The organism is Neobacillus sp. PVCKKU3 (genome assembly GCF_058323225.1).
On record NZ_JBLVQN010000015.1, the window covers coordinates 100,927 to 116,896 of the forward strand.

The following is a 15,970-nucleotide window of genomic DNA, read 5'->3' on the forward strand; positions in this document are numbered from 1 at the left end:
ATGAACAAGCTCTTGAAAATTGAAAAATATCTGCAAACGCTGCAGACCATCAACCCAATCAAGTTTAATGGAAAAGTCACCCAGGTCATCGGCTTGACGATTGAATCCCAGGGACCAGATGTGAAACTTGGCGATGTCTGCCTTATTTATCCTTCTTCCTCGGAGAAGCCGTTAGAAGCCGAGGTAGTCGGTTTCAAAGGTAACCGAGTTCTGCTGATGCCTTTGGGTGAACTTGTTTCCATCGGTCCCGGCTGTGAGGTGGTCTCGACCGGAAAGCCCCTTACCGTCAAAGTGGGCATGGAATTATTGGGCAAGGTGTTGGACGGTTTAGGCAAGCCGATGGATGAAAGTCCGCTTCCGTCCGGTTTGGTCGAGGTCGACACCAACAATAATCCTCCAAATCCGTTAAAGCGGCCGAGAATACATACGCCTTTGAGTGTCGGGGTCCGCGCGATTGATGGATTGCTCACAATTGGAAAAGGCCAGCGGGTCGGCATTTTTGCCGGGAGCGGCGTTGGAAAAAGTACGTTACTCGGGATGATTGCGCGGAACACCAGTGCAGATGTCAATGTCATCGGCCTAATCGGCGAACGCGGCCGGGAAGTACTTGATTTTATCGAACGGGACCTTGGTAAGGAAGGTTTGGAAAAATCAGTCGTGGTTGTGGCCACGAGTGACCAGCCTGCCTTGGTGAGAATAAAGGGCGCCATCATCGCCACAACGATTGCAGAATTTTTCCGGGACCAGGGCTTAAGTGTCAACTTGATGCTTGACTCGGTTACCCGTTATGCGATGGCGCAGCGGGAAATCGGGCTGGCTATCGGGGAACCGCCGACAACAAAAGGATATACTCCGTCTGTTTTTGCGATGCTGCCGAAGCTTTTGGAACGCGCTGGAACCGGACCCCGCGGGGAAATTACCGCTTTTTACACAGTGCTGGTGGATGGCGATGACATGAATGAACCGATTGCTGATACGGCCAGAGGAATCTTGGACGGACATATTGTGCTGGACCGGAAGCTGGCGCAGCAGGGGCATTTCCCGTCGATTAATGTGCTAAACAGTGTCAGCCGGGTGATGAAGGATATCGGGGACCCGGAGCATCTTCGGAGCGCGGAAATTCTGAAGCAGCAGATGGCTATTTACAAAGAAGCAGAGGATCTAATTAAAATTGGTGCCTATAAACAAGGAACGAATGCCGAAATTGATTTGTCCATTAAGTACAAGGTTTGGATAGACAGCTTTTTGAAGCAGGGCGTCAATGAAACCTCTCATTTAGATGATGCGGTTGCAGCGATGATTCAACAATTTGGAGGAATGGCTAGATGAGTTTTCAGTTCCGGTTTGAAAAGATATTAAATATGAAGGAAAAGGAAAAAGAATCGGCTCTAAATGAGATGAATGTTGCACGGAAAAAGAAGGAAGTAGCCGAGGGGGAACTGCTTGAGCTTGTGGAACGGAAAGAAAGTTATTTACGAGATTTCGAGCAAAAAACTTCACTTCGAGTGACGGAAATGCTGGAAAGAGACCAATACCTTTATTTCTTGGACAAGCAAATCGAGCGGGTTAAGAGAAAGGCAGCGGATTTGACGAGGGATTTCAATCTGAAAAACCAGCTGCTGCTATCGAAAAATCAGGAAGAAAAGGTTTGGTCAACCTGGCGGGAAAAGTCCTTTGATGAATATTCTGAGAAAGTCAAACGGGACGAGCAAAATATGTTAGATGAGATGGCGGTTATTCGGTATTTTCACAACAGAGTGTGAGCAACTTTTGGATTCGCCAATAGAACTGTTAAATTCGCCAATAGAAAGCGATGATTCGCCAATAGAACCGTTCAATCCGCCAATAGAAAGCGGAAATTCGCCAATAGAGTGTAAATTTTACATGCGAATAGATCCTTATTAAGAGTTTCAGCTCTATTAAACAACGAAAGAAACAAGAGGGAGTGCAACCAAATGAACGAAAAACAAATCAAACAAATCAAAACAGTCCAATTTGCCCCTCTTTTTGATGAAGCAAAGTCCTCCGGAGCAGGAAATGAATTAAATTCGATTGAAGATGTAAACCTACAGCTCATCGTTGAACTAGGCAAGACCCATATGAAGGTGAAGGACATCCTCAAGATTAAACCAGGCGTGATTATTCCGGTAGACAAGCTGGCCGGAGAACATGTGGATGTCGTGATTAACGGATCCGCAGTTGCTGAGGCCGAGGTAGTGGTCGTCGATGAGAAGTTTGCCATCCGAATTACCGATATCGTTTCCAAGCAGGAACGTGAAGAAAGAATGCACGATTAGAGGTGGCTACGTTGCAGATTGTTTCCTTTTTAAAAAAAATCAGCCTTGCCTTTGCAGTGGTGTTCCTCTTTTTTTCATTTAATAGTCATCAAGTCGCGTTCGGAGCAGGAAGCGGCACCGTTTATGATGCCTATTCCAAGGATAAGCAAACTAAAACCGCACATGGGAACCCTTCGGCCGCAATGCCGCAGCAGCCATCCCTTGTCCCATCCTTTATCAAATTTATTTTATCGTTTGCAGCCATCATCATTTTGCTGCTGTTATGCTTGAAATTTTTAAAATCGAAATCGAAACCGATTCTTTCGCAAGGTCCCATCCATTCGCTGGGCGGATACCCATTAGGCGGCAGCAAGTCCCTGCAAATGGTCATGATTGGCAAAACCTTGTACATTTTAGGGATTGGAAACGAGGTCCGTCTCCTTCAGACAATTGAACCGGGAGAGGAACAGGATCTTATCATGCAATCACTTGCAGAACAGACTGAGCAAAAAAATCAGCCCATTAACCTTAGAAAGTTTTTTAAAAAAGGGGCTGAGAAACAATCCCAACAGACGGAAGACTGGGAGCAAACCCTGCTGTCCCAAATCAATCAAGTTAACCAAACGAGTATTCCAATTAACAAACTAAAAGACTAGACAAAATGGCGGAGATTCAGTTGGCAAAAAAAATTCTCATTTTCATACCAATTTTCTTATTTCTTTTTCAAGATGTCAGCTTTGCTGCTCTCAATTCCCCTATTCCTGGGATTAATACATCATCCGAACCCCAGGCAGTGGACTCGTCGATTAAAATAATTCTCTTATTAACGGTTCTTTCGGTGGCTCCGGCCATTTTGCTGCTGATGACGTCGTTCACGAGGATTGTGATTGTGCTGTCATTTGTCCGGACCTCCTTGGGAACGCAGCAAATGCCGCCCAATCAAGTCATAGTTGGTCTGGCACTGTTTCTGACGATGTTTGTGATGGGACCGATTTTTTCGGATATCAACCAGCATGCTTTGCAGCCGTTGATGGATGGAAAAATCACACAGGAGCAGGCATTTGATACCGCCAGCAAACCGCTAAAGGAATTTATGGCAAAACAAACGAGAGAAAAGGATTTGAATCTCTTTTTGGATTATACAAAATCGGAAAAACCGAAAACGATTCAGGATATTCCTTTGCACGTCCTAGTGCCGGCGTTCGCCATCAGCGAGTTAAAAACTGCCTTTCAAATGGGCTTCATGATCTTTCTGCCTTTTTTAATCATTGATATGATTGTTTCCAGTATTTTAATGGCGATGGGCATGATGATGCTCCCGCCCGTCCTGATCTCACTGCCATTTAAAATCCTGTTATTCATCTTGGTCGACGGCTGGCATCTGATCGTCAAATCCTTGCTTACTAGCTTTTAGGGGGTCAGACCCCCGCTGGTTCACCGCATTAAAGTACCGGGGGTCTGACCCCCTCAAGTAACGGAGGTTTTCATCATCATGACACCGGAAATGGTCTTCGAAGTATCCAGGCAAAGCGTTTATACCACTCTATTAGTTGCTGCACCCGTTTTAGGAATCGCGTTGGTGGTCGGCCTTGTCATCAGCATTTTTCAGTCGGTAACCCAGATACAGGAGCAAACTCTAGTGTTTGTTCCAAAAATCATCGCAGTGTTTGTCGGGTTGCTGCTGTTCGGTCCGTGGATGCTCCAGCATCTATTGGACTTTACGCAAAATATCTTGGGCAATCTGTCACATTTTACAGGGTAGTGCAGCAGCATGGAATGGTTGAATCAAATTCCCGGCTTCCTGCTTATCTTGGCGCGGATTAGCTGTTTTTTCATCACTGTACCGGTGTTTATGATGAGAACAATTCCGGCACCCTTTAAGATTGGACTGTCGTTTTTCATGGCCGTCATTGTATTCATTTCCGTGGAACCGTTACATGCACCACTGGCTTTTTCAGGCGGCTATATCGTGCTGCTTATAAAAGAAAGTTTAGTAGGTTTGGGACTCGGCTTCATCGCATCGATTCTCTTTTACGCCATCCAATTGGCAGGCACCCTGATTGACCTGCAGGCGGGCTTTTCAATGGGCGCGGTCTTTGATCCGCAATCGGGTACCAATGCCAACTTAACGGGCAGGCTGAAAAATGTGCTGGCGACCCTGTTCCTTCTATCGATGAATGGCCATCATTTACTGCTTCAAGGAGTATTGGAAAGCTACCGCTGGATTCCGATTGATGTGCTTGTGCCTGCCTTTACGGACGGAAGAATCTCAACGTTTATGCTGGAAACTTTCAAAAGCTCGTTTTTGATTGCCTTTTTACTGGCTGCGCCCATCGTGTTTACGTTATTTTTGGTGGATTTGGTGTTAGGGATCATCGGGAAAACGTCCCCGCAAATCAATCTAATGGTGGTCGGATTTTCCGTGAAAATAGGGGTTCATTTTCTTGTTCTGCTTATCGCATTGCCGAGCTTTTTCTTATTATTAAATACGTTGTTTTCAGAAATGGTGGAATCACTCAGCCAGATGATTCGCATCATGGGGGCGTCATCATGAAGGCCAAGGGTTCATTTTACCTGACAATAGATTTGCAATTTTTCTCAGAGGAAAAAACGGAAAAAGCGACCCCGCAAAAAAGAAGGGAAGCGAGAAATAAAGGTCAAGTGGCCAAAAGTATGGAGCTTTCTTCGTCTTTGATGCTTGCTGCCTTTTTCTTATTTCTTCTTATTTACGGAAAATATCTAGGGACTCAGCTGCTTTTTCTGTTCCGCGAACTTTTTTCTTCCTATTTAATAGGAGAGCTGTCACCGGCTGGCATCCATAAGCTATTCGCAGACCTGACCATGCTTTGTTTTAAAATCGTCTTGCCGGTGTTGCTCGTCTCGTTCGTAGCGGCGTTATTTTCAAACTACATCCAAATCGGCTTTTTGTTTACAATGGAAAACCTTAAATTCAATTTGAAAAAATTAAACCCCGTCGAAGGGGCGAAACGCATTTTTTCGATGCGCTCGTTGGTGGAGCTGCTGAAAAATATCCTGAAAATCACCTTGATTGGTGGCGTTTCCTACAGGCTTTTAAAAAAAGAAATAGGAACCATCCTGCAGCTTTCGCAAATGGGAGCCGCACAAATGATTTCCTTTCTGTTTACCTTCATCATCAAACTAGGGCTGATTACTTCCATTTTATATGTCGTCATCGGAGTGGCCGATTTTATTTTTCAAAAATATGACCATGAAAAGAAGCTGCGAATGTCGATCAAGGAAATCAAGGATGAGCATAAAAAGAGTGAAGGGGACCCGTTAGTAAAAGGGAAAATCAGAGAGTTGCAGCGGGAGATGTCGATGAATCGGATGATTCAAGACGTACCAACTGCGGATGTCGTCATCACCAACCCGACTCATTATGCGATTGCGATTTCCTATGATGCTGCGAAAGCATCGGCCCCGATAGTCGTGGCCAAGGGTGTCGATTTCATGGCGCATAAAATTAAAGACATCGCTAAAGAAAATGGCGTTATCATGACAGAGAACAGGCCGTTGGCGCGGGCGTTATATGCAAACGTGGAAATCGGCGAGGAAATCCCGGAGGACTTATTTAAAGCGGTGGCGGAGATTCTCGCCTATGTGTATCGGTTAAAAAGAAAATTCTGAAGAAAGAAGGTGAAGAGATGAAATTTAAAGATATTTCTGTGCTGCTTGCGGTATTGCTGATTGTCGTTATGATGGTCATTCCATTGCCGCCATTTCTCTTAGATATTTTGCTTATTATCAATATCTCGTTATCGATCACGATTTTATTAGTAGGAATGAATACCAAAGAGACTTTAGATTTCTCTATTTTTCCTTCTCTCTTACTAATCACGACTCTTTTTCGCTTGGCGTTGAATGTATCGACAACCAGGGCTATTTTGTCACATGGGCATGCAGGCCAAGTTGTGGCTACCTTCGGGGAGTTCGTCATCGGCGGGAATCCTGTGATCGGTTTTATCATCTTTTTAATTCTGATTATTATCCAGTTCCTCGTTATTACGAAAGGCTCCGAGAGGGTCGCAGAGGTAGCGGCGCGCTTTACCTTGGACGCAATGCCGGGAAAACAGATGAGCATTGATGCCGATTTAAACGCCGGACTCATCAGCGAGAAGGATGCCCGGGCGAGACGGGAAAAGGTCGGGCAGGAAGCGGATTTCTACGGGGCCATGGACGGTGCCAGTAAATTCGTCAAAGGCGATGCGATCGCCGGTATCATTATTCTGTTTATCAACGTTATTGGTGGCTTCATCATCGGGATGACGATGATGGGGATGGATTTTGCTCAGGCCGCAAGCACATTTACCCTGCTTTCTGTCGGGGACGGTCTTGTCAGCCAAATTCCGGCCCTGCTCATTTCAACCGCAACCGGTATTATCGTGACCCGCGCAGCCTCTGATGGAAACCTTGGCGACGACTTGACCCGCCAGCTATTTGCTTATCCGAAGCTGATTTATGTGGTAGCCGGCTGTATCGCTTTATTCGGACTGGTGACGCCAATCGGCATCTTGTTGACCTGGAGCATTGCCGGTTTGCTTGCGTTTGCTGCTTATAAAATGCAAAAAGCGAAGGAAAAAGAGGAAGAAGCGCAGGAGGAGGTCAGTGATACTCCTCCTGTGGAAGAAAATAGTCCGGAGAATGTGCTTAACCTTCTTCATGTCGATTCACTTGAATTTGAGTTTGGCTTAGGATTGATTCCATTAGCCGACAGCTCCCAGGGCGGGGACATTTTGGATCGCGTGATTGCGATTCGTAAGCAGGTCGCGTTGGAATTGGGGCTGGTCATTCCGATTATTCGGATTCGCGATAATGTCAATTTGGAGTCCAATGCATATGTCATCAAATTAAAAGGAAACGAGATTGCTAGAGGGGAAATTTTTCTAAACCATTACCTAATGCTGGCGCCGGAGGATGAGGACCATGACATTATGGGCATTGAAACGACCGAGCCGACGTTTGGGCTTCCAGCTCTGTGGATTCAGGAAGAGATGAAGAAGAAGGCGGAAATTTTCGGATTTACTGTTGTCGATGCTTTATCCGTAATTACTACCCATCTTGCGGAAACGATCAAGCGGTATGCCCATGAAATTTTGGGAAGAGAAGAGACAAAGCAGTTGCTTGATAAGGCGAAGGAACATTACCCATCCTTGGTGGAGGAATTGGTCCCGCAGCTGTTATCGGTCGGGCAAGTTCAAAAGGTTTTGCAAAAGCTGTTAAAAGAAAAAATCTCCATCCGGAACCTGCCGGTTATTCTTGAGACGCTTGCCGACTGGGCCGTTTTCACAAAAAATCCGGACTATTTGGCCGAATATGTGAGACAAGGACTCGCACGGCAAATTACCAGCCAATTGGCCGTCAATAAAATGATTCAAGTAATTACGGTGAATGCCAATGTGGAAAAGGTGATTTCCGAGAATGTTCAGGAAACGGAGCAAGGCGTGTATTTGACGCTGGACCCACAAACGATTCAGCAGCTTGTTCATGCAATTAATGATACTGTACAACAGGTGGTTAACGTGGGAATTCAGCCAATCATCTTGACTTCCCCGGCGATCCGGATGTATCTCAAACAAATTGTCGAGCGGATTAATGCCGATATGCCCGTTATATCGTTTAACGAGCTGGAATCTGATGTTGAAGTGCAAAATATTGGTGTCGTTCATTTTCAACATGCTGGAGTGGTTGCCTAATGAAGATTAAGAGATATCTAGTCGATTCCCTGCCGCAGGCGATCCAGCTGATTCGCCAGGAGCTGGGCGAGAATGCCGTCATTCTAAACACAAAGGAAATCAAAACGGGCGGGTTTTTCGGTCTTTTTCAACGAAAGCAGTTAGAAGTGATTGCGGCTTCGGAGGTGGCAGAGAAGAAGGCTGAGGAGCTGCCGGTGCCAAAACAGCCGCTAGCGGAAGAATCGGAAGTGCTGAAACGGTTGGAGAATGTGGAGAAGCTGCTGGAGAATTTTTCGAAAAATGAAGCACTTGTGGAGTCTAAACAATCGGGCCAAAAGCTTCAGAAATGGCTTGCCAAGTTAGAGGAGCAGGAGGTTGACGAGGAAGTCATCCGTTTTATTGAAAAGAAAATCATCACACAATCCTCTTCGTTAGAGGAACTAACCGAACAACAAGTGGGGGAAATGGTCCAAGATGCCATAACGGGACTGTTTCAGGACGGTATCGCATTGGAAGGGTTGGATTCTGAGGTCAACATGATTACGCTGATCGGCCCGACAGGGGTTGGCAAAACTACAACGATTGCGAAGCTCGCTTCCAGGCAGGTGTTATACCAGCGCAAAAAAGTCGGCCTTTTAACCGCAGATACGTTTCGGATTGCAGCAGTGGAGCAGCTGCGGACCTACGCAAATATCTTAAATGTGCCGATTGAGGTCGCTGATAGTCCAGAACACGTGAAGCTTGCAATGGAGCGCCTAGAGCATTGCCAGATGATTTTTATGGACTCAGCAGGCAGAAATTATCTGGAGAAGCAATATATCGAGGAAATGAATGAGCTTCTCTCCTATGCATCAAAGCAGGAAAATCATCTTGTGCTCAGCATGACCTCTAGGTGGAAAGATATGAAGCAGATTGTGGAAAAGATGAAATCGCTGCAAATCGATAAGGTGATCCTGACGAAGTGGGATGAAAGCACCTGTTTCGGGGCGGCCTTAAATTTGGTTTATCACTACCCCTACCCTTTATCTTTCCTTTGTTTGGGTCAGGGGGTTCCCGAGGACATCATGCTGGCAGAGGCGCAATATATGGCGAAAAAGATAATGGGAGTAGATGAACGTGCAGGATCAGGCGCAGAGACTGAGAGAATTGTATCAGCGTTTTAATGGCAGGGAGCAGGAATCAGCTGCTGAAGCGGCGATAAAGGCCCGTAGTGGAGCAGCATCCGAAGCAGCAATTCTTGCCCGGCGCGAAATAACACCAATAACAGAGGCAGTTCCACAACACGAAAAAGCAACAAAGGTCATATCCGTCACCAGCGGCAAGGGCGGGGTCGGCAAATCTAATTTTGCATTGAACTTTGCCCTCAGTCTGAGCGAATCTGGACAAAAGGTGGTCCTTATTGATTTCGATATTGGCATGGCGAATCTTGAAATTTTACTGGGAATGAACCCAAGGCACCATCTCATCGATATGGTGAAGGAGAAAAAAAGCATCTGGGATGTCCTTGAAAAAGGCCCGAACGGACTAGAACTGATTTCCGGCGGAAGCGGTTTTGAGGAAATTTTGGATTTAAGCCATGATAATGCCGATTATTTATTTGCCGAACTTGGAAAGCTGCAGGGGTATGCCGACATTATCCTGTTTGATACAGGAGCGGGCATTTCCAAGGAGTCGCAGCGCTGCCATCTGGCGGCGGATGAAATTATCCTAGTGACCACTCCGGAACCTACTGCCATTACAGACGCTTATTCAGTGATTAAAATTCTGCATCACCAGGACGCAAGTCTCAACGTTCGGTTAGTGGTCAACCGTGTCGCCAATTCCAAGGAAGGAATCGCGATTGCCGGCAGGGTACGGACGGTGACGAAACGATTTTTAAATAAAGAGATTGAGATTCTTGGGTTTATGCCGAATGATTCCCTTGTATTTCAATCCGTTCTTGAGCAGACGCCATTTTACTTGAACTATCCGAAGTCCCAAGCGGCTAAGTGGATGAAGGACATGGTAAATATTTATTTGCATGGAGACGCAGGCAAATGCCAGGGTGCCGCCGGAATCAAAGGGTTTATCCAAAGGATGTCTCAATTTGTGGTAAAAAAATAAACAGTATCTTGGGGAGAGGAGGAGGTACCGTTGAAGCAGCAGCATGAAGAAGAGTTATTTAATCGCTATCTGCCATTAGTTTATAAAATCGTCAAAGCTATGAAAAGAAGCCTGCCCCGCCATGTTGAGGAAGACGAGCTTGTTTCGTTTGGAATGATGGGTCTATTAGATGCTTTCCGGAAATACAGCCAGCGTGACAATATCAAGTTTGAAACCTATGCGACCCAGCGGATTCGCGGCGAAATCTATGACGGTCTCCGCCGGAATGACCCGCTGTCGCGAACGTTAAGAAAAAAAGAGAAAGAAGTCATGAAGGCCTTTGAAGTACTTGAACAAACGCTGTTCAGGCAGCCAACCCTAAAAGAAGTCAGCGAATATCTAAAGATGAGCGAGAAAGAATGCAAGGATATCCTTACAAAGGCCTCCTTTGAAAAACAAACCTCTTTGGATGAGCCGGTCGAGAGCGGGGAGGAAACTGTTCTCAAAAGGGATTTTCTTTCCGATGATTCCGTTGTGGACCAGGCAAAGCAGGTCGAAGAGAAAGAGCGCAGCCAAATCCTCTCCTCCCTCATCGATGAGCTGCCAGAAAAGGAAAAAATAATCCTGTCCCTTATTTACGAAGAAAACTTAAGCATGAGCGAAGTTGGCAGAATCCTAGACTTACATAAATCGCGAATCTCCCAAATCCACTTAAGAATCATAAAAAAGCTAAAACTAGCTTTTGAAAAGGAGTATAACTGATGCATGGGGACGGTTCTTGTGCCTCAGTGAGGCACAAGAACCGTCCCCATGCATCGATTTTTATATAAAAAATAGGATAAAAGACTCAACGCCGGATGAAAAACGGTCGTTAATAGTATTATTCATTTCATATAAAAATCGTAAGTAAGGGGATTAGGTTACAATGGCTTTAAAAACGAAAGAGAAGGATTTCAGGGTCAACATCCATTTTCCGTTGGAATCTGAACTGACTCTAATTAATGTTGAAGCAAATTTGGAAAATGTCATCGTCATCGTCGAGAACGTAGGCCCAGGAGGGTTAAGATTTATTTCAAACTTACACTTAAGGAATGACCAAGAAGTCATTTACTCCCTTAACTCAGATGTATTAGAAGACAAAATCCTCCTCCCGGGAACTGTCATCTGGAAAGAAGAAATGTCAAACGAGCTATACCAATACGGCGTCCACTTCAACACGCCTGAAACCACACGTTCCTACCTGAACAAACTGTTAGGGGCATAACTCTCACGCCATTAACGCAATAAAGCGCCGGGTCAGGAACCCGGCGCTTTATTGCGTTAAACTTGATAAAAAATAAGAGATGGCGTAGAAAAGTGTCGAAAGTTGTGAATTGCTCTTATATAGGTAATTTTCTATAATAATAAGTAGAAACATGTCGATAGAACTACACGAAAGGGTCTTTATCCATATCCATGGTACTATATCTATTAAATATTACCTACTATTAGGGCGTGATACGTTGAAAACAGTACTAGTTCTTTTCCTATTTTATTATCCATTAGCTATGGGAGTAGTGTGGATTATTGGCAGTTTAATATATTTTGTAAAAAAAGAGCGAAATCAGGATTTTCCAAATTATCGTGATGAGGAATTACCATTTGTGTCTTTATTAATCCCTGCTTATAACGAGGAAAAAACAATTGAAGAAACCATAAACTATGCTTCACATTTGAATTATCCCCATTATGAGGTAATCGTCATCAATGATGGCAGTAAAGATCGAACACTTGAAATTTTAAAATCATTATTGCATATGAATCCAAAACTACGTGTCGTAAATGTTGTCGACAATAAAGGAAAGGCTAATGCCTTAAAACAGGGCGTTCTAGCTTCGAAAGGGGAGTTCATTGCAACCATTGATAGTGATGCCATCCTGGATAAGGATTCCCTAAGATATATTATCCCTCATTTTATCACCCCGCATAATGGTGAGAGGGTCGGTGCTGTAACCGGTAATCCTCGAATCAGAAATCGGACAAGCTTGCTTTCTAAAATTCAACTAGTTGAATATTCCAGTATTATTGGGTTGATTAAAAGAACCCAAAGAATAATTGGGAAAGTGATGACCGTGTCCGGTGTTTTCGTTGTTTTTCGCAAAAAAGCATTGTTGGACTCTGGAATGTGGGATACCGATTTAATTACTGATGATATAGGCGTAACCTGGAAGCTGCAAAGAAGGTTTTGGGATGTGCGCTATGAACCAAGGGCACTTTGTTGGATGCTGGTCCCCGAGACAATCAAGGGAATATGTAAACAGCGTCTGAGATGGACACAGGGTGGGATTGAAGTTATTTTGCGTCATCGGGACATCTTTTTAGACTGGCGGCAGAGAAGGCTTTATCCAATCTATATTGAACAAGTGTTAAGTATCCTATGGTCCGTTATTTGGTTTATTTCGGCTCTTATTTTTTTATACCGAGCTATTTTTCATCAAAATAATTTAATTCCTATCATGTGGATTGGAAATTATCTCTCCATTATTTGTTTGCTGCAATTTCTGGTTGCTCTCTTTATTGAAAGCAGGTACGAGAAAGGGATTTTAACCTATTTGTTGTGGGGTATTTGGTACCCGATTATTTATTGGCATATCAATGCATTGTTAGTGATCATGGCACTGCCTAAAGGAATTAAAATTTTAAAAGAGAGTAAAAGTGAATTTGCTACCTGGGAAAGTCCAGATCGCGGACTTCACTTATAAAGAAGAAAGGAGAAGCCCATGATTATTCATTTAAATAGGTCTAAAGTAAGAAAGTGCTTTGATATTCTATTAACCATTTTTGGCTGGCTTTTTCTTTTATTATTTTTTTATTATTTTGTGATCCATCTTGGATCAGAATTTAGTTTAAGATTTTATCGCCTGAGTATTACTAATGCTAATGCTATTGTGAACTTTACCATTTTGTACAGTGGATTAATTACGCTGTCATTATTATGGTGGAGTACCTATAATAAACGGAAATATGGTTCATTAAGAAGAAGGACTTTTCCCCAGCCCACCCGTAATCATGAGATTGCTTCCTATTTTCAATTAACAGAGGAAGAGATTGAACGAGTTCAAAATGATAAGTATGTTGAGGTTCGTTAATTTTAGTTTCATAGAGTGTTAAACTGGAGAAAAGGACCGTTCAATGCTGTAACGGTCCTTTTCTTTATGAATGCGCACTTTGTACAAGTGGATTCGTCTTCAGTTTCGTAAAAACGATGAAGCGCTGTGGTGCGTTTCCGATAAAATGAAATGGATAGCACGTCGTTAACGTTAGTGTTTCGTAATCGGTTGGAACCGCTATGGTTTCATCTGCCGCGTCGACGATTTTAAACTCGGTCGTTTCGTAGATAAAATCGCCGTATGGGGTCGTGAAGGTAATGTCATCCCCGACCTTTAAGTTTTCCAGTTTTCTAAAAACTGTGTCCCGGTGGCCGCTTAAAATCACGTGGCCTCCCTGACCAGGAAGCGTACTCCCCGCCATATGACCAACCCCCATTTTCAGCTCGTTGTCATGTGTTCCTTGAACAACAGGATAACTTAAATTAAGAGAAGAAATGGATAGTTCTCCTAATTTTGAGCCCGGTTCCGGCAGGGTTGGCCATGCCTCCGTGTTAAATTTCCTGGCGCTTTGCTCAGGCTTGTAAGGCTTGATGACGGTTTTCGCTAATAGAGCCGTTTCCTTTGTCATTTCCCAGCCGAAAAATCCAATCGTTGCTGCCCCTGCGATGATGAGTAATGCGGGAATTCCAAGTAAAATCCATTTCACTCTATTTTTCTTTTTTTTCCTGGAAGGTTTCATGGCTTAAGCTTGACTCTCCATTCTGCGGATCGTTCTCATAGCAGGTACAAAAGCAATTCCGCCTAAAACAATTAAGAGACCGCCAATCGCCATGCCAAGTGGAAGATCTGTAGCTGTTTCTGGTAATTGTGAAGCCGGCATTGGAACAAACTTTCCAGATGCTTCAAGATTCTTTTTCGCTTCAACCGCTGTTTTCAGTGCAGTCAGCTTGGTATTTAAAGCAGATGCAGTGAAATCAGATAGTTTTGGATCAATCACGGCTAAAAGGTTGCCGTTCACGTCTTTAACCTGAATATTCAATGTCTTGGCATCTTCCAACTTAAGAGTGCTTAAGTCAATGGCGTTGCCGCTTTTATCAACAAATGCCACCTGTAAATGAGCTTTTTGGGCGCTGTCTAAAAATAGCCGGCCAATTGTTGCGCGTTCTGAATCTTTAAGAAGTTCTGGTGAAGAGACAGTTTTTAAGATTCCAGCCGCGTCCTCAGCATTCTTCACAATATCATTGAATTCGCTGTCTGTAAGATTAACAGATTGTAGATAAGCATATAAATAGTCTACTTGATTCAAACCTAATGCCTTCAATGAATCTACCAATTTTTGAGCTGAGTCAGTTGTAGCAGCAGATGCTTCGGTCAATGCAATAGGGCTAAATGCAGACAAAGAAAGTCCTAAAGCCGCAACAATTGCTCCTTTTTTCCAAATACTATGTACCATTATCCTATCATTCCTTTACAAAAACATTATGATAAATAATAACATATTTCGCCAAAATAATCCATTTGTCCCATATTATTTTTTTGTAAGAATTAAGATTTTTTCGGATGGGTCGAAAAAAACCGTCCCCTCTTCTCGTATTGTTCTATTAATTTATTTTAAAGTAGAATAGAGTAAATACGATTCCCTTGAAAGGTGGCGTGAAGGTTGAAGCAAACAGTGTATGTGACGAAGAAACTGCCGGAAGAACTCTATGGGAGGCTTTCAAGTCAGTTTGAGGTAAGAATGTGGGGAGAAGAAGAAACCCCTGTCCCAAGGGAAATCTTATTGAAGGAAGTAGCAGAAGTTGATGGCCTTTATTGTTTTATCACGGACACAATCGACAAAGAGGTTTTCGAGCGGGCAAAAAAGCTTAAGATGGTCAGCACCTGCTCGGTTGGCTATAACCACATTGATGTCCAGGCTGCAGCTGAAAAGGGTGTCAAGGTTGGGTATACACCGGGTGTTCTTACGGAAACGACTGCGGATTTGACGTTTGCTTTATTGATGGCCACTGCGCGAAGGGTTGTGGAGGCATCGGATATATTACATAACGGCAAGTGGGGGTCATGGTCCCTCATGCAAATGACAGGCCAGGACATTTTCGGGGCTACCATCGGAATTATCGGCCTCGGGAGGATTGGCGAAGCCCTTGTGAAACGAGCAAAGGGCTTTGATATGAAGGTTCTTTACAACAGCCGAACGCGAAAGCCGGAAAAAGAGGCGTAGCTTGGTATCGAGTACACAGACCTCAAAGGCTTGCTGCAACAGTCTGATTTTGTCTGCCTGATGCTTCCATACAGCGTCGAGGTGCATCATCTCATTGGTAAGGAAGAATTAGCCCTGATGAAAAAGAACGCGATTCTTATTAACACTGCCCGTGGTGGGATTGTCGATGAGGATGCCTTGTACGATGCTTTAAAAAACGGAGTCATCTGGGGTGCTGGCCTCGATGTCTTTGAGCAGGAGCCTGTTTCGCTTGATAATCCTTTATTAACCCTGCCAAACGTAGTGGCGCTCCCGCACATTGGCAGCGCCAGTATTCAGACGCGCCTGGGAATGGCCCATATGGCGACTGATAATTTAATTCATGTGTTAAATGGGAATGTGGAAAAAGCGAACGTTATCGGGAATTAATTTTTAAAAAGGAGGACCTTACACTTAGCCGTTCTCTTTTAGAGCACCCGCAAGGGAAAACGCAAGTATAAAAACAATGTATTTCAAGATTGAAATCACATTGCTTTTTATTATTTTATAGGTTGATATTAATAATGCAACTTCATTAATAAATCCCGTTTCATAAGAGGTCTTATCCAAAATTAAGTAACCAGCAGAAGT

Annotated in this window: 17 protein-coding genes and 1 pseudogene; 16 read left to right on the top strand and 2 right to left on the bottom strand. The window is 44.0% G+C overall.

The window, feature by feature from the left end; all coding sequences use genetic code 11:
• From fliI to pgaD, 15 genes are all read left to right on the top strand, one after another.
• Positions 1 to 1,329, top strand: a complete 1,329-nt coding sequence (fliI, locus tag ACNQGS_RS12320; RefSeq protein WP_491487544.1) for a flagellar protein export ATPase FliI — start codon at positions 1 to 3, stop codon at positions 1,327 to 1,329.
• The gene (fliJ, locus tag ACNQGS_RS12325; protein WP_491487545.1) at positions 1,326 to 1,763 is read left to right on the top strand and encodes a flagellar export protein FliJ; all 438 of its coding nucleotides are present in this window, start codon (positions 1,326 to 1,328) and stop codon (positions 1,761 to 1,763) included. Before fliI ends, fliJ begins: the two co-directional genes overlap by 4 nt.
• A 192-nt stretch (positions 1,764 to 1,955) precedes the next feature.
• Positions 1,956 to 2,297 carry a flagellar motor switch protein FliN gene (fliN, locus tag ACNQGS_RS12330; protein WP_491487546.1) on the top strand — a complete coding sequence of 114 codons (342 nt, stop codon included), beginning with the start codon at positions 1,956 to 1,958 and terminating at the stop codon, positions 2,295 to 2,297.
• Between the two features lie 2 nt (positions 2,298 to 2,299).
• Positions 2,300 to 2,932 carry a flagellar biosynthetic protein FliO gene (locus ACNQGS_RS12335; protein ID WP_491487547.1) on the top strand — a complete coding sequence of 211 codons (633 nt, stop codon included), beginning with the start codon at positions 2,300 to 2,302 and terminating at the stop codon, positions 2,930 to 2,932.
• Positions 2,933 to 2,937: 5 nt separating this feature from the next.
• Positions 2,938 to 3,690, top strand: coding sequence for a flagellar type III secretion system pore protein FliP (gene fliP, locus ACNQGS_RS12340; RefSeq protein ID WP_491487548.1), 753 nt, complete (start codon positions 2,938 to 2,940; stop codon positions 3,688 to 3,690).
• Between the two features lie 78 nt (positions 3,691 to 3,768).
• A complete protein-coding gene (gene fliQ / locus ACNQGS_RS12345) occupies positions 3,769 to 4,038 on the top strand; it encodes a flagellar biosynthesis protein FliQ (protein WP_213117565.1) in 270 nt (89 codons plus the stop codon).
• 9 nt (positions 4,039 to 4,047) lie between these two features.
• Positions 4,048 to 4,830 (top strand): flagellar biosynthetic protein FliR, encoded by a 783-nt coding sequence (fliR, locus tag ACNQGS_RS12350; protein WP_491487549.1) that lies wholly within the window; start codon positions 4,048 to 4,050, stop codon positions 4,828 to 4,830.
• Positions 4,827 to 5,924 (top strand): flagellar biosynthesis protein FlhB, encoded by a 1,098-nt coding sequence (flhB, locus tag ACNQGS_RS12355; protein WP_491487550.1) that lies wholly within the window; start codon positions 4,827 to 4,829, stop codon positions 5,922 to 5,924. The genes fliR and flhB overlap by 4 nt, the downstream gene beginning before the upstream one ends.
• A gap of 17 nt (positions 5,925 to 5,941) precedes the next feature.
• The gene (gene flhA, locus ACNQGS_RS12360; RefSeq protein ID WP_491487552.1) at positions 5,942 to 7,990 is read left to right on the top strand and encodes a flagellar biosynthesis protein FlhA; all 2,049 of its coding nucleotides are present in this window, start codon (positions 5,942 to 5,944) and stop codon (positions 7,988 to 7,990) included.
• The gene (flhF, locus tag ACNQGS_RS12365; RefSeq protein WP_491487553.1) at positions 7,990 to 9,132 is read left to right on the top strand and encodes a flagellar biosynthesis GTPase FlhF; all 1,143 of its coding nucleotides are present in this window, start codon (positions 7,990 to 7,992) and stop codon (positions 9,130 to 9,132) included. The genes flhA and flhF overlap by 1 nt, the downstream gene beginning before the upstream one ends.
• Positions 9,086 to 10,072 carry a MinD/ParA family protein gene (locus tag ACNQGS_RS12370; RefSeq protein WP_491487554.1) on the top strand — a complete coding sequence of 329 codons (987 nt, stop codon included), beginning with the start codon at positions 9,086 to 9,088 and terminating at the stop codon, positions 10,070 to 10,072. Before flhF ends, ACNQGS_RS12370 begins: the two co-directional genes overlap by 47 nt.
• Positions 10,073 to 10,102: 30 nt before the next feature.
• Positions 10,103 to 10,813: a FliA/WhiG family RNA polymerase sigma factor gene (locus ACNQGS_RS12375; protein WP_491487555.1), complete on the top strand. Its 711-nt coding sequence runs from the start codon at positions 10,103 to 10,105 to the stop codon at positions 10,811 to 10,813.
• A 163-nt stretch (positions 10,814 to 10,976) separates the two neighbouring features.
• Complete coding sequence (locus tag ACNQGS_RS12380; protein ID WP_491487556.1) at positions 10,977 to 11,315, top strand: PilZ domain-containing protein; 339 nt, start codon at positions 10,977 to 10,979, stop codon at positions 11,313 to 11,315.
• Positions 11,316 to 11,553: 238 nt separating this feature from the next.
• Positions 11,554 to 12,792, top strand: a complete 1,239-nt coding sequence (gene pgaC, locus ACNQGS_RS12385; protein ID WP_491487557.1) for a poly-beta-1,6-N-acetyl-D-glucosamine synthase — start codon at positions 11,554 to 11,556, stop codon at positions 12,790 to 12,792.
• Positions 12,793 to 12,810: 18 nt separating this feature from the next.
• Positions 12,811 to 13,179 carry a poly-beta-1,6-N-acetyl-D-glucosamine biosynthesis protein PgaD gene (gene pgaD / locus ACNQGS_RS12390; RefSeq protein ID WP_491487558.1) on the top strand — a complete coding sequence of 123 codons (369 nt, stop codon included), beginning with the start codon at positions 12,811 to 12,813 and terminating at the stop codon, positions 13,177 to 13,179.
• Between the two features lie 64 nt (positions 13,180 to 13,243).
• Here pgaD and ACNQGS_RS12395 read toward each other — a convergent pair whose 3' ends face one another.
• Positions 13,244 to 13,879, bottom strand: a complete 636-nt coding sequence (locus ACNQGS_RS12395) for a class D sortase (RefSeq protein WP_491487559.1) — start codon at positions 13,877 to 13,879, stop codon at positions 13,244 to 13,246.
• Between the two features lie 3 nt (positions 13,880 to 13,882).
• Positions 13,883 to 14,593, bottom strand: coding sequence for a cell wall anchor protein (locus ACNQGS_RS12400; protein WP_491487560.1), 711 nt, complete (start codon positions 14,591 to 14,593; stop codon positions 13,883 to 13,885).
• 207 nt (positions 14,594 to 14,800) lie between these two features.
• On the opposite strand from ACNQGS_RS12400, the pseudogene ACNQGS_RS12405 reads away from it, so the two are divergent.
• Positions 14,801 to 15,769, top strand: a pseudogene (locus tag ACNQGS_RS12405) (2-hydroxyacid dehydrogenase).
• Positions 15,770 to 15,970 lie beyond the last annotated feature (201 nt).

Excerpts from the sequence above, each read along its gene's own strand:
- ACNQGS_RS12400 (WP_491487560.1), bottom strand. The coding sequence starts at position 14,593 with ATGGTACATAGTATTTGGAAAAAAGGAGCAATTGTTGCGGCTTTAGGA.
- flhA (WP_491487552.1), top strand. The coding sequence starts at position 5,942 with ATGAAATTTAAAGATATTTCTGTGCTGCTTGCGGTATTGCTGATTGTC.
- fliQ (WP_213117565.1), top strand. The coding sequence starts at position 3,769 with ATGACACCGGAAATGGTCTTCGAAGTATCCAGGCAAAGCGTTTATACC.
- ACNQGS_RS12380 (WP_491487556.1), top strand. The coding sequence starts at position 10,977 with ATGGCTTTAAAAACGAAAGAGAAGGATTTCAGGGTCAACATCCATTTT.
- flhF (WP_491487553.1), top strand. The coding sequence starts at position 7,990 with ATGAAGATTAAGAGATATCTAGTCGATTCCCTGCCGCAGGCGATCCAG.
- fliP (WP_491487548.1), top strand. The coding sequence starts at position 2,938 with ATGGCGGAGATTCAGTTGGCAAAAAAAATTCTCATTTTCATACCAATT.
- fliJ (WP_491487545.1), top strand. The coding sequence starts at position 1,326 with ATGAGTTTTCAGTTCCGGTTTGAAAAGATATTAAATATGAAGGAAAAG.
- pgaD (WP_491487558.1), top strand. The coding sequence starts at position 12,811 with ATGATTATTCATTTAAATAGGTCTAAAGTAAGAAAGTGCTTTGATATT.
- fliN (WP_491487546.1), top strand. The coding sequence starts at position 1,956 with ATGAACGAAAAACAAATCAAACAAATCAAAACAGTCCAATTTGCCCCT.
- fliI (WP_491487544.1), top strand. The coding sequence starts at position 1 with ATGAACAAGCTCTTGAAAATTGAAAAATATCTGCAAACGCTGCAGACC.
- fliR (WP_491487549.1), top strand. The coding sequence starts at position 4,048 with ATGGAATGGTTGAATCAAATTCCCGGCTTCCTGCTTATCTTGGCGCGG.
- flhB (WP_491487550.1), top strand. The coding sequence starts at position 4,827 with ATGAAGGCCAAGGGTTCATTTTACCTGACAATAGATTTGCAATTTTTC.
- ACNQGS_RS12395 (WP_491487559.1), bottom strand. The coding sequence starts at position 13,879 with ATGAAACCTTCCAGGAAAAAAAAGAAAAATAGAGTGAAATGGATTTTA.